We start from the raw sequence: 21,078 nt of genomic DNA on the forward strand, positions 1-21,078 counted from the left end.
GGCTTATGTTTTCATATGGTTATGTAATGTATTGCCATGGTGACAAATGCCATTGTTGTGATGAAACACAGATAACATGTCTAAAGCGTATTGAATGTTCAAAATTTGATTGTTTATTGAGTTGATTGTTAGTTAAATCAGCATTGTGAGCTAATGCGCATCACATTTCGATAAACTAAAATAATTTATAAAGGTCTTTCGTAAAGACGTTAGGCAATGAGCGGGGGTCAGATGAGTACACAAACTGTGCCGCAGGAAGTAGTTGTTGATGCTGTCAAAGGTAGTGTTTACGCTTTAACCCCAGAAGGGAATGTTAGAGAAGTAAAAGTTGGGGATATTTTATTTCCTGATGAGGTGGTCATCACGGAAAATGGTGCTGCTCTGGAGGTTATTGCTGAGGGGGCACTTTATCTCGTTGATGAGAATTGTGTTGCTTGCATACCAACCTCAAGTCCTGAACAAGACTCTAGTGATGCGCTTGTCGTTGCGCCTGTTGATGGCAAGGTTAACGTTGACCCAACCGCAACTGGTGATGCTGAATTCGGTGAAGAAGATGTCGCTGCGATTCAACAAGCTATTTTAGAAGGCGCCGACCCAACGGCTATTCTTGAAGCTACTGCTGCTGGTCCAGGTGGTGGTGGCGGTGCGGGGTCGGCAAATGCGGGTTTTGTCACCATTGAATACAATAACCCTGAAATTCTTGCTTCGACCTTTTTTGAAACCTCCGCTCCAACAACCGACACTGAAACTGATGAAGATTTGGATGGCATTAATGTCACCATCTTTGCTGATGGCGGTCAAACGCTGTCTTCTCAAGTAACAGAAGGCTCTATTTCTCTCTCTACTTACCCTCAAACTATTTCTTCAACTGTGGTGGTTGGCGCCGCTGATCTCGCACTTGATACAGACTCCTTTGTACCTGAAGCCGCATCTCTTGCATCTTTACTGGCAGAGTTAAACGCGGATATCACTTCCGGTGGTGTTGCCGTTTCATTTGTCTATGATGAAAACCAAAATGCGATCATCGGTACTCAAGGTAGTAACGAAGTTCTTCGTATTGAAATTGATGCAACGTCGTTAGGTTTAGATGCAGAACTTGAAGTCACCACGACAATTAGCCAAGGTATTGATCATTTACCTTCGATAGCGGATGGACAAGTCTCCATCGCTGGCGACCAAATTAGCATTGCATTTGATATTACGGGTGCAGATGTAGGTGGTAACAGTATTCTAGCTCCAGTGGATTTTACAACCACTGTGATTGATGGTGATAACCCAAGTTCGCAAGACATCGCGTTTGAAAATGTTGAGTCTTCTTCAACACCTATTACAGGGAGCTTTGTCGATATTGGCAGTGATCGGCTATCTTCTGTCTCTTTTAACCAAGAAGGCTTGAGCCAGTTTAATGGTTTGCTTAGTGACAACCAAGCAACAGAAGTAACACTATCCGATGACGGTAGCACCATTATTTTATCTATCGCCGGTTCTAACGAAACGGTTTTATCGATAAGTCTCAACACAGATGGTACGTATCAATTCGAGCAGTTCAAACCGCTAGAGCAGAGTAATGCCGACGATACCATTGTGCTTTCTCTGCCTACCACTATTGTTGATTTTGACCAGGACATCACTGCTAATACTTTCAGCCTGACCATTTCTGATGGCAACAATCCAGTTATCGAAAACGTGACAGGGCTATCTTTAGACGAAGCGGGCGTAGATCAAGGCTCTCAAGAAGGGGCTGTGATTACCAGTGGTGCTGGATCTATTACGACTTCTGTTGGCAGTGACATTGTCGACCATTATGAATTAGAACCGAGCGAATTTAATAACTCTGGAGAGCTGCAATCTCAAGGGCAAGTTGTTCAACTGGAACAAACCTCCGAGAGCAATGGCGTTCGTACTTATGAAGGGTATATCGAACTGGGTGGTAATCGCATCACGGTCTTTGATGTGACGGTTGACTCTCCGGATCTTGGTGAATACCAGTTTAATCTATATGAACAGTTGGATCACACTGGCAGTAATAATGATTCTCTAACGTTTTCTTTGCCAGTCTATGCAGTGGACGCCGACGGAGACCGCTCATCTATTACCGCTGGCTCGAATACACCTGAAGCTGCTCAGATTGTCATTCAAGTCCAAGATGACACACCTACGATTGATGATGTAGTTGCCTTGTCAGTTGATGAAGATGATTTAGCGTCAATTGGTTCAGATGGCTCCGAACCAATTTCAGTTGGTGGTAACTTCACGACGACACAAGGCTCCGACCGAGTGGTGAGCTACCAGCTTGATGGATCTGCGACGCCAGTTGATGGTTTGAAATCACAAGGTGTCGACGTCGTTCTGAACGAGACTGCCAACCCTGATGGCAGCTTCACGTATGAAGCGACCGCTGGGACCAATGCGGTCTTTACGTTAACGGTCAACACCGATGGCAGTTATAACTTCACGCTACAAGGTCCAATTGACCACGCGCCAAACAGTGATGAATTGCTCCTCAATTTCCCAGTTATAGCGACAGATTTTGATGGCGATACCTCGACGGCAACGATTCCTGTCACGATTGTAGACGACAAGCCAACGATTACTGATGCCGATGCCATCTCTGTCGATGAAGATGATTTAGCAAGTATTGGCTCAGACCAAAGTAATCCGGTTTCTATCGATGGCAACTTCACGACGACGCAAGGCTCAGACCGAGTGGTGAGCTATCAGCTTGATGGCTCTGCAACGCCAGTTGATGGTTTGAAGTCACAAGGTGTCGACGTGACACTAGCGGAAACCGCAAACCCAGATGGCAGCTTTACGTATGAGGCGACAGCAGGGAACAGTGCGGTCTTTAGGCTGACGGTAAACCCAGATGGCAGCTACAATTTTACGCTGCAAGGTCCAATCGACCATGCGCCAAACAGCGATGAGCTGATCCTCAATTTCCCAATCATTGCGACAGACTTCGATGGCGATACCTCTACAGCAACAATTCCGGTTACCATCGTAGATGATCAGCCGACCATTGCCGACGTCGTTGCGCTTTCTGTCGATGAAGATGACCTAGCGAGTATCGGCTCAGACCAAAGCAATCCAATTTCCATTGATGGCAATTTCACGACGACACAAGGTTCTGACCGAGTAGTAAGTTATCAATTAGATAGCGCTGCAACGCCAGTTGATGGTTTGAAGTCGCAAGGTGTTGACGTCACTCTGAATGAAACAGCAAACCCAGATGGTAGCTTTACGTATGAAGCGACAGCAGGTGCTAACGCGGTATTCACGCTTACCGTTAATACCGATGGTAGCTACAACTTCACGCTGCAAGGTCCAATCGATCATGCGCCAAACAGTGATGAGTTGATCCTCAACTTCCCAATCATTGCGACAGACTTTGACGGTGATAGTACAACGGCAACCATTCCAGTAACGATTGTGGATGACAAGCCGACGATTACTGATGTAGATGCGATCTCTGTCGATGAAGATGATTTAGCGAGTACCGGCTCAGACCAAAGCAATCCAGTTTCAATTGATGGTAACTTTACGACAACACAAGGTTCCGACCGAGTAGTAAGTTATCAATTAGATAGTGCTGCAACGCCAGTCGATGGTTTGAAGTCGCAAGGAGTCGACGTCAGTCTAAACGAAACGGCTAATCCAGACGGTAGCTTTACTTATGAAGCGACAGCTGGGGCAAATCCCGTATTCACTCTGACGGTGAACCCAGATGGCAGCTACAATTTTACGCTACAAGGTCCAATTGACCACGCGCCAAATAGCGATGAGTTGGTTCTCAATTTCCCAATTACGGCGACCGATTTTGATGGTGATACGTCAACCGTAAGCATTCCAGTGACTATCATCGATGATAAACCAATAATCACAGACGTAGATGCGATTTCTGTCGATGAAGATGACCTAGCAAGTATCGGCTCAGATGGCTCCGAACCAGTTTCAATTGATGGTAACTTCACGACGACACAAGGTTCCGACCGAGTGGTTAGCTACCAGCTTGATGGTTCTGCAACGCCAGTTGACGGTCTGAAATCGCAAGGTGTCGACGTGACATTGGTGGAAACTGCGAACCCAGATGGCAGCTTCACATACGAGGCGACAGCGGGTGCAAATGCAGTATTCACGCTTACCGTTAAAACCGATGGCAGTTATAACTTCACCCTGCAAGGTCCGATTGACCACGCGCCAAATAGCGATGAGTTGGTTCTCAATTTCCCAATTACGGCGACCGATTTTGATGGTGATACGTCAACGGTAAGCATCCCAGTCACGATTGTGGACGATAAGCCAACCATTACTGATGTTGATGCGATCTCTGTTGACGAAGATGACCTAGCAAGTATCGGCTCAGATGGCTCCGAACCAGTTTCAATTGATGGCAACTTCACGACGACACAAGGTTCCGACCGCGTGGTGAGCTACCAGCTTGATGGTTCTGCAACTCCTGTCGATGGTCTGAAATCGCAAGGTGTCGATGTAACATTGGCGGAAACCGCGAATCCAGATGGTAGCTTCACTTATGAGGCTACAGCAGGTGCGAATGCGGTCTTTACGCTGACGGTGAACACCGATGGCAGCTATAACTTCACCCTGCAAGGTTCAATTGATCACGCGCCAAACGGTGATGAATTACTCCTTAACTTCCCAATCATTGCGACCGATTTTGATGGGGATACTTCTACCTTAAGCATCCCAGTCACGATTGTGGATGATAAGCCGACTATTACTGACGTTGATGCGCTCTCTGTTGACGAAGATGACTTAGTAAGTATTGGTTCAGATGGCTCCGAACCAGTTTCAATTGATGGTAACTTCACGACGACACAAGGCTCCGACCGAGTGGTGAGCTACCAGCTTGATGGTTCTGCCACACCAGTTGATGGTCTGAAATCGCAAGGTATCGATGTCACATTGGCGGAAACTGCAAACCCAGATGGTAGCTTTACTTATGAGGCAACTGCGGGTGCAAATGCAGTATTCACGCTTACCGTTAATACCGATGGCAGCTATAACTTCACATTGCAAGGTCCGATTGACCATGCTGCAAACAGTGATGAGTTGACTCTCAATTTTCCAATTATTGCGACCGATTTTGACGGTGATACCTCGACAGCCACGATTCCAGTTAGCATCGTAGATGACAAGCCAACCATTACTGATGCCGATGCGATCTCTGTTGACGAAGATGATTTAGCCAGTACTGGTTCAGATGGCTCCGAGCCAGTTTCAATTGATGGTAACTTCACGACGACACAAGGTTCTGACCGAGTGGTGAGCTACCAGCTTGACGGTTCTGCAACACCTGTCGATGGTCTGAAATCGCAAGGTGTCGATGTCACATTGGCGGAAACCGCAAATCCAGATGGTAGTTTCACTTATGAAGCGACAGCGGGTGCAAATGCGGTATTCACGCTTACCGTTAATACCGATGGTAGCTATAACTTTACCTTGCAGGGACCAATCGATCATGCGCCAAACAGCGATGAATTGATCCTCAACTTCCCAATCATTGCGACAGACTTTGACGGTGATAGTACAACGGCAACGATTCCTGTCACGATTGTAGACGACAAGCCAACCATTACTGACTTAGATGCGATTTCTGTTGATGAAGATGATTTAGCGACGATTGGTTCAGATGGCACAGACCCAGTTTCAATTGATGGCAACTTCACGACGACGCAAGGCTCTGACCGGGTGGTGAGCTACCAGTTAGACGGTTCTGCAACTCCTGTCGATGGTCTGAAATTGCAAGGTGTCGATGTCACATTGGCGGAAACCGCAAATCCAGACGGTAGTTTCACTTATGAAGCGACAGCAGGCACTAACGCGGTCTTTACGCTGACGGTAAACACTGACGGTAGCTACAACTTCACCCTGCAAGGTCCAATTGATCACGCTCCAAACAGTGACGAGTTGATCCTCAACTTTCCAATCATAGCGACAGACTTTGACGGTGATACAACAATCGCGACTATCCCAGTTACGATTGTGGACGACAAGCCGGTCATTACTGATGTCGATGCGATTTCTGTTGATGAAGATGATTTAGCGTCGATCGGTTCAGATGGCTCTGCCCCGGTTTCAATTGACGGAAACTTCACTACCACACAGGGCTCAGACCGAGTAGTGAGCTACCAACTAGAAAGCTCTGCAACACCAGTTGATGGTTTGAAATCACAAGGTATCGACGTCGTTCTGAATGAAACTGCAAACCCAGATGGTAGCTTTATTTATGAGGCAACAGCGGGTGCTAACTCGGTGTTTACGTTAACGGTCAATACCGATGGCAGCTACAACTTTACGCTGCAAGGTCCGATCGACCATGCACCAAACAGTGATGAGTTGATCCTTAATTTCCCAATTACAGCAACAGATTTTGATGGGGATACGTCAACAGTCAGCATCCCAGTCACGATTGTTGATGATAAGCCAACCATTACTGATGTTGATGCGATTTCTGTCGATGAAGATGATTTAGCGAGTATTGGCTCGGACCAAAGCAATCCGGTTTCCATTAATGGTAACTTTACGACGACGCAAGGTTCAGACCGAGTAGTGAGTTACCAGTTAGATAGCTCTGCAACACCAGTTGATGGTTTGAAATCGCAAGGTGTCGACGTCGTTCTGAATGAAACGGCAAACCCAGATGGTAGCTTCACTTATGAAGCGACAGCAGGCGCTAATGCGGTCTTTACGTTAACGATCAACGCAGATGGCAGCTACAATTTTACGCTGCAAGGTCCGATCGACCATGCATCAAGCAGTGATGAGTTGGTTCTTAACTTCCCAATTACAGCAACAGATTTTGATGGGGATACGTCAACAGTCAGCATCCCAGTTACCATCGTTGATGATAAGCCAACCATTACCGATGTTGACGCAATCAGCGTGGACGAGGACGATTTAGCGGCTATTGGCTCAGACCAAAGCAATCCGGTTTCCATTGATGGTAACTTTACGACGACACAAGGCTCTGACCGAGTGGTGAGCTACCAACTAGATAGCTCTGCAACACCAGTTGGTGGTTTGAAATCGCAAGGTGTCGACGTCGTTCTGAATGAAACGGCAAACCCAGATGGTAGCTTCACTTATGAAGCGACAGCAGGCGCAAATGCAGTCTTTACGCTGAAGGTCAACACCGATGGCAGCTACAATTTCACGCTGCAAGGCCCAATCGATCACGCTCCAAACAGCGATGAGTTGATCCTTAATTTCCCGATTATTGCGACCGATTTTGACGGCGATATAACAACGGCAACGATTCCTGTCACGATTGTGGACGACAAGCCGGTCATTACTGATGTCGATGCGATTTCTGTCGATGAAGACGATTTGGCGAGCGTTGGTTCGGATGGTTCAGATCCAATTTCAATCAATGGTAACTTTACGACGACGCAGGGCTCTGACCGAGTGGTGAGCTATCAGCTTGATGGCGCTGCAACGCCAGTCGATGGTTTGAAGTCGCAAGGAGTCGACGTTAGTCTAAACGAAACGGCTAACCCAGACGGTAGCTTCACTTATGAAGCGACAGCAGGGGCAAATCCCGTATTCACTCTGACGGTGAATCCAGATGGCAGCTATAACTTCACGTTACAAGGTCCGATTGACCATGCTGCAAACAGTGATGAGTTGATCCTCAATTTCCCAATTATCGCGACCGATTTTGATGGTGATAGCACAACGGCAACGATTCCGGTTACGATTGTTGACGACAAGCCAACGATTGCTGATGTAGACGCAATCAGCGTGGATGAGGACGATTTAGCGACTATCGGTTCAGACCAAAGTAATCCGGTTTCCATTGATGGTAACTTCACGACGACGCAAGGTTCAGATCGCGTGGTGAGTTACCAACTAGACAGCGCTGCAACACCAGTTGATGGTTTGAAATCACAAGGTGTCGACGTCGTTCTGAACGAGACTGCAAACCCTGATGGTAGCTTCACGTATGAAGCGACCGCTGGGAGCAATGCGGTCTTTACGTTAACGGTCAACACCGATGGCAGCTACAATTTTACGCTGCAAGGTCCAATCGACCATGCGCCAAACAGTGATGAATTGATCCTCAATTTCCCAATCATCGCTACTGATTTTGACGGTGATAGCACAACGGCAACCATTCCAGTCACGATTGTGGATGATAAGCCAACCATTACTGACGTTGACGCAATCAGCGTGGACGAGGACGATTTAGCGACTATCGGTTCAGACCAAAGTAATCCGGTTTCCATTGATGGTAACTTCACGACGACGCAAGGCTCAGACCGAGTGGTGAGCTATCAGCTTGATGGCTCTGCAACGCCAGTTGATGGTTTGAAATCGCAAGGTGTCGACGTGACACTAGCGGAAACCGCAAACCCAGATGGCAGCTTTACGTATGAAGCGACAGCAGGGACCAGTGCGGTCTTTACGCTGACGGTAAACCCAGATGGTAGCTACAATTTTACGCTGCAAGGTCCAATCGACCATGCGCCAAACAGCGATGAGCTGATCCTTAACTTCCCAATCATTGCGACCGATTTTGATGGTGATACGTCAACGGTAAGTATCCCAGTCACCATCGTCGATGATAAGCCAACCATCACTGATGTTGATGCGATCAGTGTGGACGAGGATGATTTAGCGAGTATTGGCTCAGACCAAAGTAATCCGGTTTCTATTGATGGCAACTTTACGACGACGCAAGGCTCAGACCGAGTAGTGAGTTACCAACTAGACAGCTCTGCAACACCGGTTGATGGTCTGAAATCGCAAGGTGTCGACGTGACACTAGCGGAAACTGCAAACCCAGATGGTAGCTTTACCTATGAGGCGACAGCAGGCGCTAACGCGGTATTCACGCTTACCGTTAATACTGATGGCAGCTATAACTTTACGCTGCAAGGTCCAATCGACCATGCGCCAAACAGTGATGAGTTGCTCCTCAATTTCCCAATCATTGCGACCGATTTTGATGGTGATACGTCAACGGTAAGTATCCCAGTCACCATCGTCGATGATAAGCCAATCATCACTGACGTAGATGCGATTTCGGTGGATGAAGACGATTTGGCGAGCATTGGCTCGGATGGTTCAGACCCAATTTCAATTGGTGGCAACTTCACGACGACGCAAGGCTCAGACGGTGTGGTGAGCTATCAGCTTGATGGCTCTGCAACACCAGTTGATGGTTTAAAATCGCAAGGTGTCGACGTGACACTAGCGGAAACTGCAAACCCAGATGGCAGCTTTACCTATGAAGCGACAGCCGGTGCTAACGCGGTATTCACGCTTACCGTTAATACCGACGGCAGCTATAACTTTACGCTGCAAGGTCCAATCGACCATGCACCAAACAGTGATGAGTTGCTCCTCAATTTCCCAATCATTGCGACCGATTTTGATGGTGATACGTCAACGGTAAGTATCCCAGTCACCATCGTCGATGATAAGCCAACCATCACTGATGTTGATGTGATTTCTGTCGATGAAGACGATTTGGCGAGTGTTGGTTCGGATGGTTCAGACCCAATTTCAATCAATGGTAACTTTACGACGACGCAAGGACCAGATGGTGTGGTGAGCTATCAATTAGATGGTTCTGCAAACCCTGTCGCTGGACTGAAATCGCAAGGTGTCGACGTGACACTAGCGGAAACAGCAAACCCAGATGGTAGCTTTACGTATGAAGCGACAGCAGGCGCTAACGCGGTATTTACGCTTACCGTTAATGCTGACGGCAGCTATAACTTTACGTTGCAGGGACCGATTGACCATGCGCCAAACAGTGATGAGTTGATCCTCAATTTCCCAATCATTGCGACAGATTTTGATGGCGATACTTCGACAGCAACGATCCCTGTTACGATTTTGGATGACAAACCAACCATAACTGATGTAGATGCAATCAGTGTGGACGAAGATGACCTAGCGAGTATCGGTTCCGACCAAAGTAATCCGGTTTCCATTGATGGCAACTTTACGACGACTCAAGGCTCAGATGGTGTGGTGAGCTATCAATTAGATGGTTCTGCAACCCCTGTCGCTGGACTGAAATCGCAAGGTGTTGACGTTACTCTCAATGAAACCGCTAACCCTGATGGCAGCTTCACTTATGTGGCGACAGCTGGGGTGAATGCAGTATTTACGCTAACGGTTAATACTGATGGCAGCTATAACTTCACGTTGCAAGGTCCGATTGACCATACGCCGAATAGTGATGAATTGATCCTCAATTTCCCAATCGTCGCTACGGATTTTGACGGCGATACTTCAACGGCAACCATTCCTGTTACGATTGTGGACGACAAGCCAACCGTTACTGATGTTGATGCACTCACTGTCGATGAAGATGACATCACAACCATTGGTTCTGACCAAAACGACGACGCCTTTATGTCAGGCATGTTCACGACCACAGAAGGTTCTGACGGCGTAGTGAAGTATCAATTAGATACGACGGCAGATCCGGTTGCAGGGCTGAAATCTCAAGGTAATGACGTAACACTTGCTGAGACCGCTAATCTTGATGGCAGTTATACCTACACAGCCACGGCTAATGGTAGTGCTGTATTTGAATTAGTTGTTAAGCCTGACGGTAGCTATACGTTCACCTTGCAAGGTCCACTTGACCATGCGACCAACAGTGATAGTTTGCAGATTGACTTCCCGATCATTGCGACCGACTTTGATGGTGATACATCATCTGAAACGCTTCCTGTCACGATTGTGGACGATAAACCGACACTTGGCGGTATTATTGATACCAGCACGCAAACAGTGGATGAAGATGACATTCCAACGATAGGATCTGATGGTGCTCAATCGAATAGCATTACGGGTAACTTTATCGCGAATGATGGTTCTGACAGTATCGTTGAGTATGAGGTGTCCGATCTAAATTCTCCAGTTCAAGGTTTGCAGTCTGGAGGGCAAGACCTAGTGATGGTTGAAGTCTCTAATTCAGGCGGTGTTTCTGTTTATGAAGCGCGTATTGATGGGACCACGACACCAATTTTCCGCGTTACGCTTGATGCATCGGATGACAGCTATCAGTTTGATTTGCTTGGTGCGCTAGACCATCCTGATGCGGACGGAGAAAACCAGCTCGTCATCAATTTACCTATCCAAGCGACCGACTTTGATGGTGATGTTTCTAATACGCAATTGCTACCGATTACGGTTGTCGATGATGTTCCAATCATTGATGGCGTAGTGGCTGGCAGCGAGCAGATGGTGGATGAAGATGACTTGCCGGCAGGCACTGACGCGGCAAGTGCCGAAGATACTGTCATCACAGGCACGCTGGATATCAATGAAGGCGCAGATCAAGTTGCCTCTATCCAGCTTAGCGATTTGACCACGCCGGTTGCATCATTAATGTCTGATGGTCAGCCTATCTCTCTTGTGTTGAGTTCAAGTCTCAATGGGGTCAATGTTTACCAAGGCATTGCTGGTAACCCAGCAGAGGTGGTATTTGAGCTGACGTTAGATGCGACAGATAACTCTTATGAGTTTGACCTACAAAAACCACTTGATCATCCAGATGGTAATCAGCAAAACACCATTGTTATTGACCTTCCTGTTACAGCGACAGACAACGATGGCGATACGTCACCAGTGTTTACGTTGCCGATTACGGTAGTGGATGATGTTCCAGTCGTTACGCAAATTGATAGTTTGCAAGTTGACGAAGATGACCTTCCTTTGGGTTCAGATTCGCCGAAAGAGCCTTTGACCGTATCCGGTGAGTTTGAAGTAACCAGTGCCGATGGTATTGATTCGTTTGTTTTGGATCTGAGCACGAATCCAGTTCCAAACCTGAAATCGGGTGGGGAGGATGTCACCATTTCACCGGATGCAAGCGCGTCAACGGCAGATGCACTTGTCTACATTGGTCAAACTGCGAATGGAGCAACGGTCTTTACCTTAACACTCCACCAAGATGGTAAATACGACTTCGAACTGTCTGGTCAACTTGATCATGCGGTTAACTCAGACCAAATACTATTGAATCTTCCTGTTCAAATTACAGATGGCGATAACGATACGATTACAGCAACGTTGCCTGTTACCATTGTGGATGATAAGCCAACGATTGATGCCATTCGTCCTGGTAGCATCTTGTCAGTGGATGAAGATGACATCCCAAGTGAAGGTTCAGATACCACGCCTGAATCCAATGTTATTGGCGGTAACTTCGATGTTACTGACGGCGCTGACTCTATCGTGAGTTTCCAATTAGATAGCTTAACATCGCCTGTTTCAGGACTAAAATCAGGAGGTCAATCCCTTGAGTTGGTTGAATTCTCTAACGCTAACGGTGTCGTTGAGTATCGTGCTTACGTCCAAGGGACAACCGACACAGTATTTAAACTGACGCTTAATGGCTCTGCAGACAGTTATGAATTCGAGTTATTGGGGGCTTTGGACCATCCATCAGGCAGCGACCAAAACTCGCTAGTGATTAACTTCCCTGTTAATGCGACCGATTTTGATGGTGATGTCTCAAACAACATTACCTTACCAATCACCGTTGTGGATGATGTCCCGGCGATTATCAAAGTCGCGGACACAAGCGAACAAACAGTGGATGAAGATGATTTGCCAGGAGGCTCGGATACCACTAGTGGTGATTCTCGCGTACTTAATGGTGGTTTTGACGTTGTCGACGGTGCGGATGAGATTGTTAGTTATCAAATCTCAGATCTTGATGCGGTGGTATCTGGACTAACTTCGAACGGTTTAGATCTTGAGCTGAAGCCATTGCCTTCTGCCGGTGGTGTGACAGGTTATGAAGCCGTCATTGCGGGAACTTCAACGCAAATCTTCACGCTGACACTCGATGCGAATAACGACAGTTATCAATTTGAGTTATTGGGTCCGCTCGATCATGCGGTGGTTCAAGGTGAGAACACGCTAACGATCGATATTCCAATCACGGTCACCGATTATGACGGTGATACGTCTGCTTCACTTAATCTACCGATCACCATAGTGGATGACATTCCAGAAATTAAATCGGCGGATGCGCTTGCCGTGGATGAAGACGACTTAGCCAATGGCTCTCAAGCAACGGGTAAAGATAGCTTAGAAGCAACTGGCAATTTTGATACGGTTGAGGGGGCAGATACGGTTGTTTCTTATCAGCTTGATCTGACTTCGAATCCTATTCCTGGTGTCACTTCGGGTGGGTTAGCGGTGACTCTGGTACAGACTGGGGTAAGCAATAATAACTACACTTATCAAGGACAAACGCCAAATGGCAGCTCCGTGTTCACCTTGGTACTCAATGCAGACGGCTCTTACAAGTTTACGCTTGAAGGTGTCCTTGACCATTCTGTGCAGGGTGAAGACACTTTAATCCTCGACCTGCCTGTCTTTGCTACAGACGTGGATGGAGATACTGCGGGCATTAATTTACCTGTAACCATAACCGATGACGTCCCAACGTTATATGACGCATCGATTTCACGTGTTGAAGGTCAAAGTGGACGCACGGTTCGCTTGTTTAGAGACCCAGTAGAAGGCGACGATGATCTTGGCGCTGATGGTGCGCAAATTACCTCTTTCTCAGCGGACAATTCCGGAATTTACTTCAAGCAGAATGGTGTTGACTCCAGCTCAGTTGACCTCAATGGTAGTAATCAAACCGTCTCAGTCCATAAAGTATTAGATGGTGTCGATGCCGAAATCGGTGTTTTGATTGTTCGCACTAATGGTCGTGTGACATTCCGCCCTAACGACGACTTAGATCATACCGAAACAGATTCTATTGATTTCACTGTCAACGTTGTTGCTACCGATGGTGATGGTGATACAAGTGATGCAGATGTAGATATTTCGGTAAGAGATAGAAATGCTGAAATTAAAACGTCGACAGTAACCGCGTTTGAGGACCAAGGGCGCGGTGGTGTTGTCGCTGGTGTTGATTCAGCGAATACACAAGACAACCTGTCAACGTTAGATATCACTCCTGCAAAAGTGGACCTCGTTATTGATCTGCATGATATCGATCGTAATGAGAGTTTAGGCGATATCATTATTCGTGACGCGAACAGTTACGAAGGTACTTTCTTCTACCTAGATAGTGCTACCGGTAGCTATGTGGCGCTAACGACTAGCGGTAACAATGTTATTTTGGATGGTGCGAATGTCGAGCAGTCGTTCAACGGCGAACTTGTGTCACTCGATAATCTATATTTCGTTCCTGACCGCCATGCTTCAACAGATGCAGCAGGTGTTGACCCTCGTATTCGTATTGAAATCCTCAACAACGGCGTAAGAGATCACTTTGTTGATGGTCGTTTAGATATTGAGGTGGATGCTGTTGCGGATATTGCTACGTGGAAAGGGACCAGTGACTTTGCGTATACGGTTGATGAGGATGCTAACAACGTCTCATTAAACATTGAAGCTGAAACGCAAGATAACAGTAATCCAGAAGCAATAGCCTATGAGTTTGTATTTACTGAAGGTGGTGCGAGCGCAACACTTGTGTACTCAGATGGTTCCGCTATCCCAGAAGTGGGTGGTAAATATCTTGTTGACGCAAACCGAATTGGTGAAGTCCAGGTTGATCCTGCAGATAACTTCTCCGGTCAGATCAAAATCGATGTGACAGCGATTACGACGGAAGGGAATAACCCGCTTGCTGGTAAAGATACCGCTCGCTCTGTGACAGAAGAAATTGTGATTGACGTGAATCCGGTTGCTGATGCCGGTAGTTTTACTGTTAACCGCATTAATATTTTTGAGGATAATGCGAGAACGCAAGACACCGTAGACCCAGTGACAGATCATGATCCACTTCAACTCAGTGAAGTGATTAAGATGACGCCTTCTGCAGATATAGATGGCTCGGAAGAGCTGTTTGTACGCATCGATAACTTCTCAATTGATGGTGTCACCTTAGTGTGGCTTGATAGCGGTAACCCAAGCCAAATCAACGTTGTTACTGACTCTGGTGGCAATGTTCTGTATTACGAAATTCCAGAAGCGAATCTAGCGGATGTTGAGGTGCTTCCTCCAATTCACAGCAATGAAGACTTCACTTTCAATGTCGAAGGTATTGTGAAAGACAACGCATCACTTTCTTCTGGCGCCGCGCAGGATATCCGCTCATTAGGTACCCAGTCAGTGATCGTTTCAGTCAAAGGTGTTGCCGATATCCCGGACATTGAGCTGAACGATAAAACTGGGGTTTGGAATGTTTTTGATGATGGTAACGTTCGTGGTATCGAAGCAACCATTGACGAAAATGGTCAAGTCGATCTTGCATTTAGCGTGGTTTCCGGAGAACTGAAGGATAACCCTGCAGACAGCTCAGAAACCATTACGGTTCTTCTGTCGAACATTCCAAACGGTGTTGAACTGTTTGATAGTGATGGCTCATCCATCGATTTGACGTTTGTTGGATACGACGGTGCTGGTGAACCGATTTACGAAGCGAACATTACGGACGCAAATGTGAATTCAGGTATTGTGATTCGACCTGAAACCTCATCTACGGAAAATATCACGATCACGGCGACCACTATCGTGACAGAAAACGATGGTCATACTCGCTCTGTGGCGGGTGAGATCCGCGTTAAAGTGGCACCAGTTATTGATGCTCAAGACAACTATGTGGTGAACTCTGAAGGTAATGAAGATACTCGCATCAATATCGATTGGGAGCCAACTGCAACACAAAGTCCGGATGCGGACGAATTCTTTGCCGAACTAACCATCAGTGGCTTCCCGAATGGCAGCACCGTATATGTTGGTGGTGTTGCTCAAACGGTAACAGGTGGCAGCATCACGTTGACGCCGGGAACCAATGAGTCAGAGCAAGATTTCTCGGCGCGAATAACCCAAGACGGATATATTCAGGTGCAATTGGAGCAAGACTCTAGTCTAGACTTTGATTTGAGCACGCAAGTGACGGTGAAGGAAATTGATGCTGAATACGTAGATTCGGGTAATCCGGGCGAGGGCATAGCATCAACGGTCATCAATGGTACGGTCAAGGTTCAAGTTAACCCAGTGGTTGAGCCAGAAGATTTAACTGGTCCAGTTTCAGGTCAAACACGTCTTCTTGTTGAAGGTACAGGCGGTGCTGTTACTGATACGGTACAGTCCGATACTCAGGGACGAATTGATTTCACTATTAATACTGCGGCTGGTGGTTCTGCTGATGCAAACATTATCAAGTATCAGGAGTTCGATAACTCTTCAGATGAAGTGGTCACCCAACTTGTGGTGCAGTTTAGTAATACTTCTCCAGAGATCTTGAATCAATTAGTTATTATTGGTGCTTCTAACGAAGGCGGTGGTCGTTGGACTATTACCGATGAAGAGAACTTCTCAATCATTGCGCCTGCTGGTTTAGATTTGACGCCAAACGACAACACGGATGACGGAGCAAACGGTGGTATCTCTTCGATTGGCCTTACCATCTATGCTCAAGTTAACGATTTAGGTGAAGATGCGTCAGAAGTCGACGCAACCGTGACGCGACAAACCGATATCACACTGGAGTTCCCAACTGATATCACGCCTCAAACTAGTGTAGCGGCTGATATAGAGCTTGATAACACGGTCCAAATTGATGGTAGCGAAGACAATGTCATTGATTTAGGTGTTCAGTTGGCATCGAAAGTCAGCACTATGAATGGCGATACAGTAGAAGACGTGCTGACGTTAGTGATAGACCCAACATCCCCAAGTGTACCGCCAGGTCTTGTTATTGGTGGTACCGATGTCGACTTTGTTAATGGCAAATATGTGTTCCAAGCGACGGTTGATGCAAGTGGAAATATCACTGGTTTGGACGGTCTCACTCTACGTGTGGCAGAAGACTGGGCGGGAGACTTTACCTTACCAGTACTATTTGTAACGACTGACACGCAGTCCGGTGACGAAAACTCAACGCTTGAGTCACTTCCTGTTCAGATCCTACCCGTTGCAGACGTACCAGGGTCCTCTGTTGATCAACCTCTTGATAGCGACGTCACTCCGGATGTGACGGTCGACATCACTGGCACACTTGGTCTTGATGCTAACAAACAACCGGTTAATGACCTCAATAGCGATGTTCCAACGAACGATGGTGTTGGCTACGAAGATGGCTTGATTCAGTTGAATTTGAACGTTGATTTTGCTGACGACCGTAACAATCTTCAAGCAGGACAAGAAACGCTCACTAACGTGAAGCTTACGGTTGCCGATACAACACTGGGTGAGTTTGTTGATGCAAATGGCAATCCACTTGGTACAAGCATTGAGTTTAATGCTACTGAGATTGCGGCAGGTGCACTTGATGAGGTGTTGTTTAAACCGAAAGAAAACTACCCTGTCGGTGGTGGTCAAAATACGGTTCAAATCAATATTGAAGGCGAGATCACCGATACTGCAGTTATTGACCAGACTACATTGGCAAACCCGGGTGATGATACGGACGTACGCAACTTCACCGACAGTGTGTCATTTGAAATCACTCCTGTTGTGGATGACATCACTATTAGCGGTGCCGATCCAACTCAGCCTATAGTGGTGACGGGTGATGAAGATACGTTGATTTCCTTAGCGCAATCAGGCTCTGGTGTGTCAGTGAGCCTGAATGACAATGATGGTTCGGAACAGTTTGTATCGCTGAAACTGACGGGTTTACCGACTGACTTTATCGTCACTTCAAATTCTCCTGATTACACCGTGAAGAACAATGGCGGCGGAGAGTGGAGTATTCAGTTGAAAGACTTGACGCAAACGTCAGTTGATCTCAGCGCTATTCAAATTCAACCGCCGAAAAACTTCAGTGGTGAAGCGGAGATCGGAATTACAGTCTTTACGCAGGAAGAATTACTTAAAGTTCCTACTGAACATACTGGTAATTTCAAAGTTGTGATTGACCCAATTGGTGATGATGTCGACGTTAACCCAGATACACTTGTGTCAGGTAACGAAGGCGAAGACATCGATATCAACATAAATGCTCTAGTGGTCGACAATAAAGAGTCGATTGGTGATGGTGCAACGTATCAAGAAAATGACCCAGAAACACTTCGCGTCGAAATTTCAAACGTGCCAGATGGCGCAACCATTGCACTGGCAGATGGTACTCAGTTTGTGAACCAAGGCAGTGGTGTATTCGTCCTAGAAATCGATGCACAAGATTTGGATAAAGTGGTCTTCAATTCGGGTGATCGCAACGATAACTCTTGGAATAGTACGCTTGAGTTTAAAGTTCAAGCCGTGGATACCGGTCTAGATGGAAGCCAAAGCTTAGGCACTCCACAGCAATTTGATGTAAATGTTGAGGTTGAGGCGATTAACGATCGTCCTGAATTCCTTAATACCGTAGACGTTGAAACGCCGGAAGACACACCATTACTCCTTGATGGTTTTAGTGTTTCGGATGTTGATGCCGTTCTGGATGATCCGAGTGCTGAGTACGTATTGGATGTGACGGTCGATAGCGGTACGTTGGTTCTGGACCCTGCGCTTGTCACTACTTACAACTTAACCGTGCAAGGTGATAGCTCTGATACTCTTGAATTGAAAGGGACAGTGGCTGATCTCAACAATGCTATTGCCAATGGTTTGATAGAGTTCAACCCTGATTTGAACTTCTTTGGTGACGTTACCGTTGGCGTTACTGTCGATGACCAAGGTAACGAAGGTCTAGTGATCAGTGGCGTCGATGACACACTCAATACCAACAGCACTAGCTTTAATATCGAAGTGACTGAGGTCAATGATACACCAGAGACAACACCAGTTACCTTGCCGGATATCGAAGAAGACAGTGGCGTATTCTCTATTTCTGAAGCAGACCTAATTGCGAACGCGACGGATATTGAAAACGACAACCTCACAGTAAGTAATGTGCAGGTGACGGATCCAAACGCTGGTAGCGTGAATTTTAACAATGTGACGGGAGAGTGGGAGTTCACGCCAGCGTCGGATTATAACGGTCCAGTCGAGCTCACTTACACGATAACAGATGATGGTACGACAGACGGCGCATTGGATCCTAAGTCGGTAAATGGCACCGCTTCATTCAATGTAACGGAAGTGAATGATGTACCAACCACATCACAAGTTGCGCTCTCTGACATAGCTGAAGACAGTGCGGCGGTCGAAATTACTCAAGCCGATCTGCTCGTTAACGCATCTGACATTGAAAACGACACCTTGACTGTAAGTAACGTGCAATTGGTTGATCCAAGTAGTGGCTCACTCACCTTTGATAGCATTGCGGGTACATGGTCTTTTACACCAGCGCCAGGTTACAACGGCACAGTAAATCTGACTTACGACATTACCGATGATGGTACAACCAATGGTGCTTCTGACCCACAGACTGCGTCAGGAACAGCAACCTTTGAGGTGACGGAAGTCAATGATGCACCAGTGACTTCTGAAGTGACGCTGAGCAGTGCGGAAGAAGATGGCGGTACCGTGACAATTACGGCGACAGAATTGTTAAGTAATGCCACGGATCCTGAATCGGACAACCTGACCATTAGTAACCTTGCTCTCGCTAATCCTACTGACGGCGTTTTAACTCAAGTGAGCGCAACGGAATGGACGTTTGAACCTGCTTCAAACTTCTTCGGAGATGTGAATTTTACCTACGAAATCACCGACGATGGTACGACCAATGGTTCACCAGACCCAATGACGGTCGCTGGCACAGCAGTGATTAATGTTGAAGCTACCAATGATGCACCACAAATTATGGCAACATCGGTTACGGATACCATTAATGAAGCAGATGGACAGAAAATCACAGGTATCAGTGTCAGTGATATCGATTTTACAGGTGCACAAGCGAACGAAATTATGACCGTAACACTCAGCTTGACCGAAGGCGATGTTCGTGTTGAGCCACCTGCGGGCAGTGGTGTCACTGTTGGAAATGGGATGGCGGGTGAAGTTATTCTTATGGGGACGCCTGACAATATTAATGCCGCTCTTGGGGCAACGGATGCTGCTGAAGGTGTATTTGTGGATGCAGGAGACGTTAACGCGGCTTCTATCTCGTTGTCTGTCAAAGTCGAAGATAATGGCGTCTACTTTGAGAATACAGCGGGCACGGCGCTAGAGGCAAACCAGGACTTTGCTATCAATGTGACACCGGTAGCTGACGCTCCGACATTAGGTATTGACCCTCAGTTTAACTACATTCGTCAAATTGCGGCGAGCCAAACGGCGAGTGCTCAAGGTTTAGCCATTGTCGGTATCATGGCGGCACTGACGGATATTGATGAAGTGCTATCTCTTGAATTGACCGGCGTACCCGCGAGTGCGAACGTGACCAGTGGTATTGCACCGTCAAACATTACGTTTGATGGCACAACATGGACGGTTCCAAGTGATGAGATTGATACACTGCAAATTGTCGCAACGGATACAAACAGCGGTATCGATGTGGGTAGTTACGATATCTCCGTAACGGCGGTATCAACCGAATCTAATGGGGATGAAGCGCAATCATCACCCGTTCAAATTAGTTTAGATGTTAGTAGCGATGGAGACGACATTGATCAATCGAGCGCATCGGATGACAGTTACCTCGCTGGTGGCGATACGGGCATTAGCCTAACTGGTGGTGACGGTGACGACCTGATCGTTGGTGGTGATGGTGATGACGTCCTTATCGGCGGTTTGGGTTCCGATATCCTCACTGGTGGTGATGGTAGTGATATCTTTAAATGGACAATCGATTCTGTAGATGAGGGGGCGATTGATACCATTACGGACTTCACCCTTAACGAAGACAGTATCGACCTACGCGAAGTAATTTCTGACCTAAGTAGCCCAATGATCGATATGGATGATTTGTTGAGTCATATCTCTGCAGACTACGATGCGTCAACAGAGGCTGTGTCATTGAACATCACGACCGATGCCAATGTTCATCAAACTATCGTGGTTGAACATCTAGGTGATTCAATTGATTTCAATGGGTTAACCTCTAATGAAATTGTTGAGTCATTGTTGAATAATAACGTTCTTGCCAATGGTTAAACGAGTGTAAAAGCAAAAGCGCGATAGCTCATAGAGTTATCGCGCTTTTTTGTGTTCAGTTTGTTGCTG

At 46.8% G+C, this 21,078-nt stretch carries 1 protein-coding gene; it reads left to right on the forward strand.

The annotated features are described in order from the left end of the window. Positions 1 to 231 precede the first annotated feature (231 nt). Entirely contained in the window at positions 232 to 21,009 is a 20,778-nt protein-coding gene (locus ABMY42_RS02575) for a retention module-containing protein (protein ID WP_349265923.1), read from the forward strand. Positions 21,010 to 21,078: the final 69 nt, after the last annotated feature.

The organism is Vibrio sp. SSH13-20 (genome assembly GCF_040104475.1).
Taxonomy (GTDB): domain Bacteria; phylum Pseudomonadota; class Gammaproteobacteria; order Enterobacterales; family Vibrionaceae; genus Vibrio; species Vibrio harveyi.

Coding starts and splice junctions, on each gene's coding strand:
- ABMY42_RS02575 (WP_349265923.1), top strand. CDS start 232: ATGAGTACACAAACTGTGCCGCAGGAAGTAGTTGTTGATGCTGTCAAA.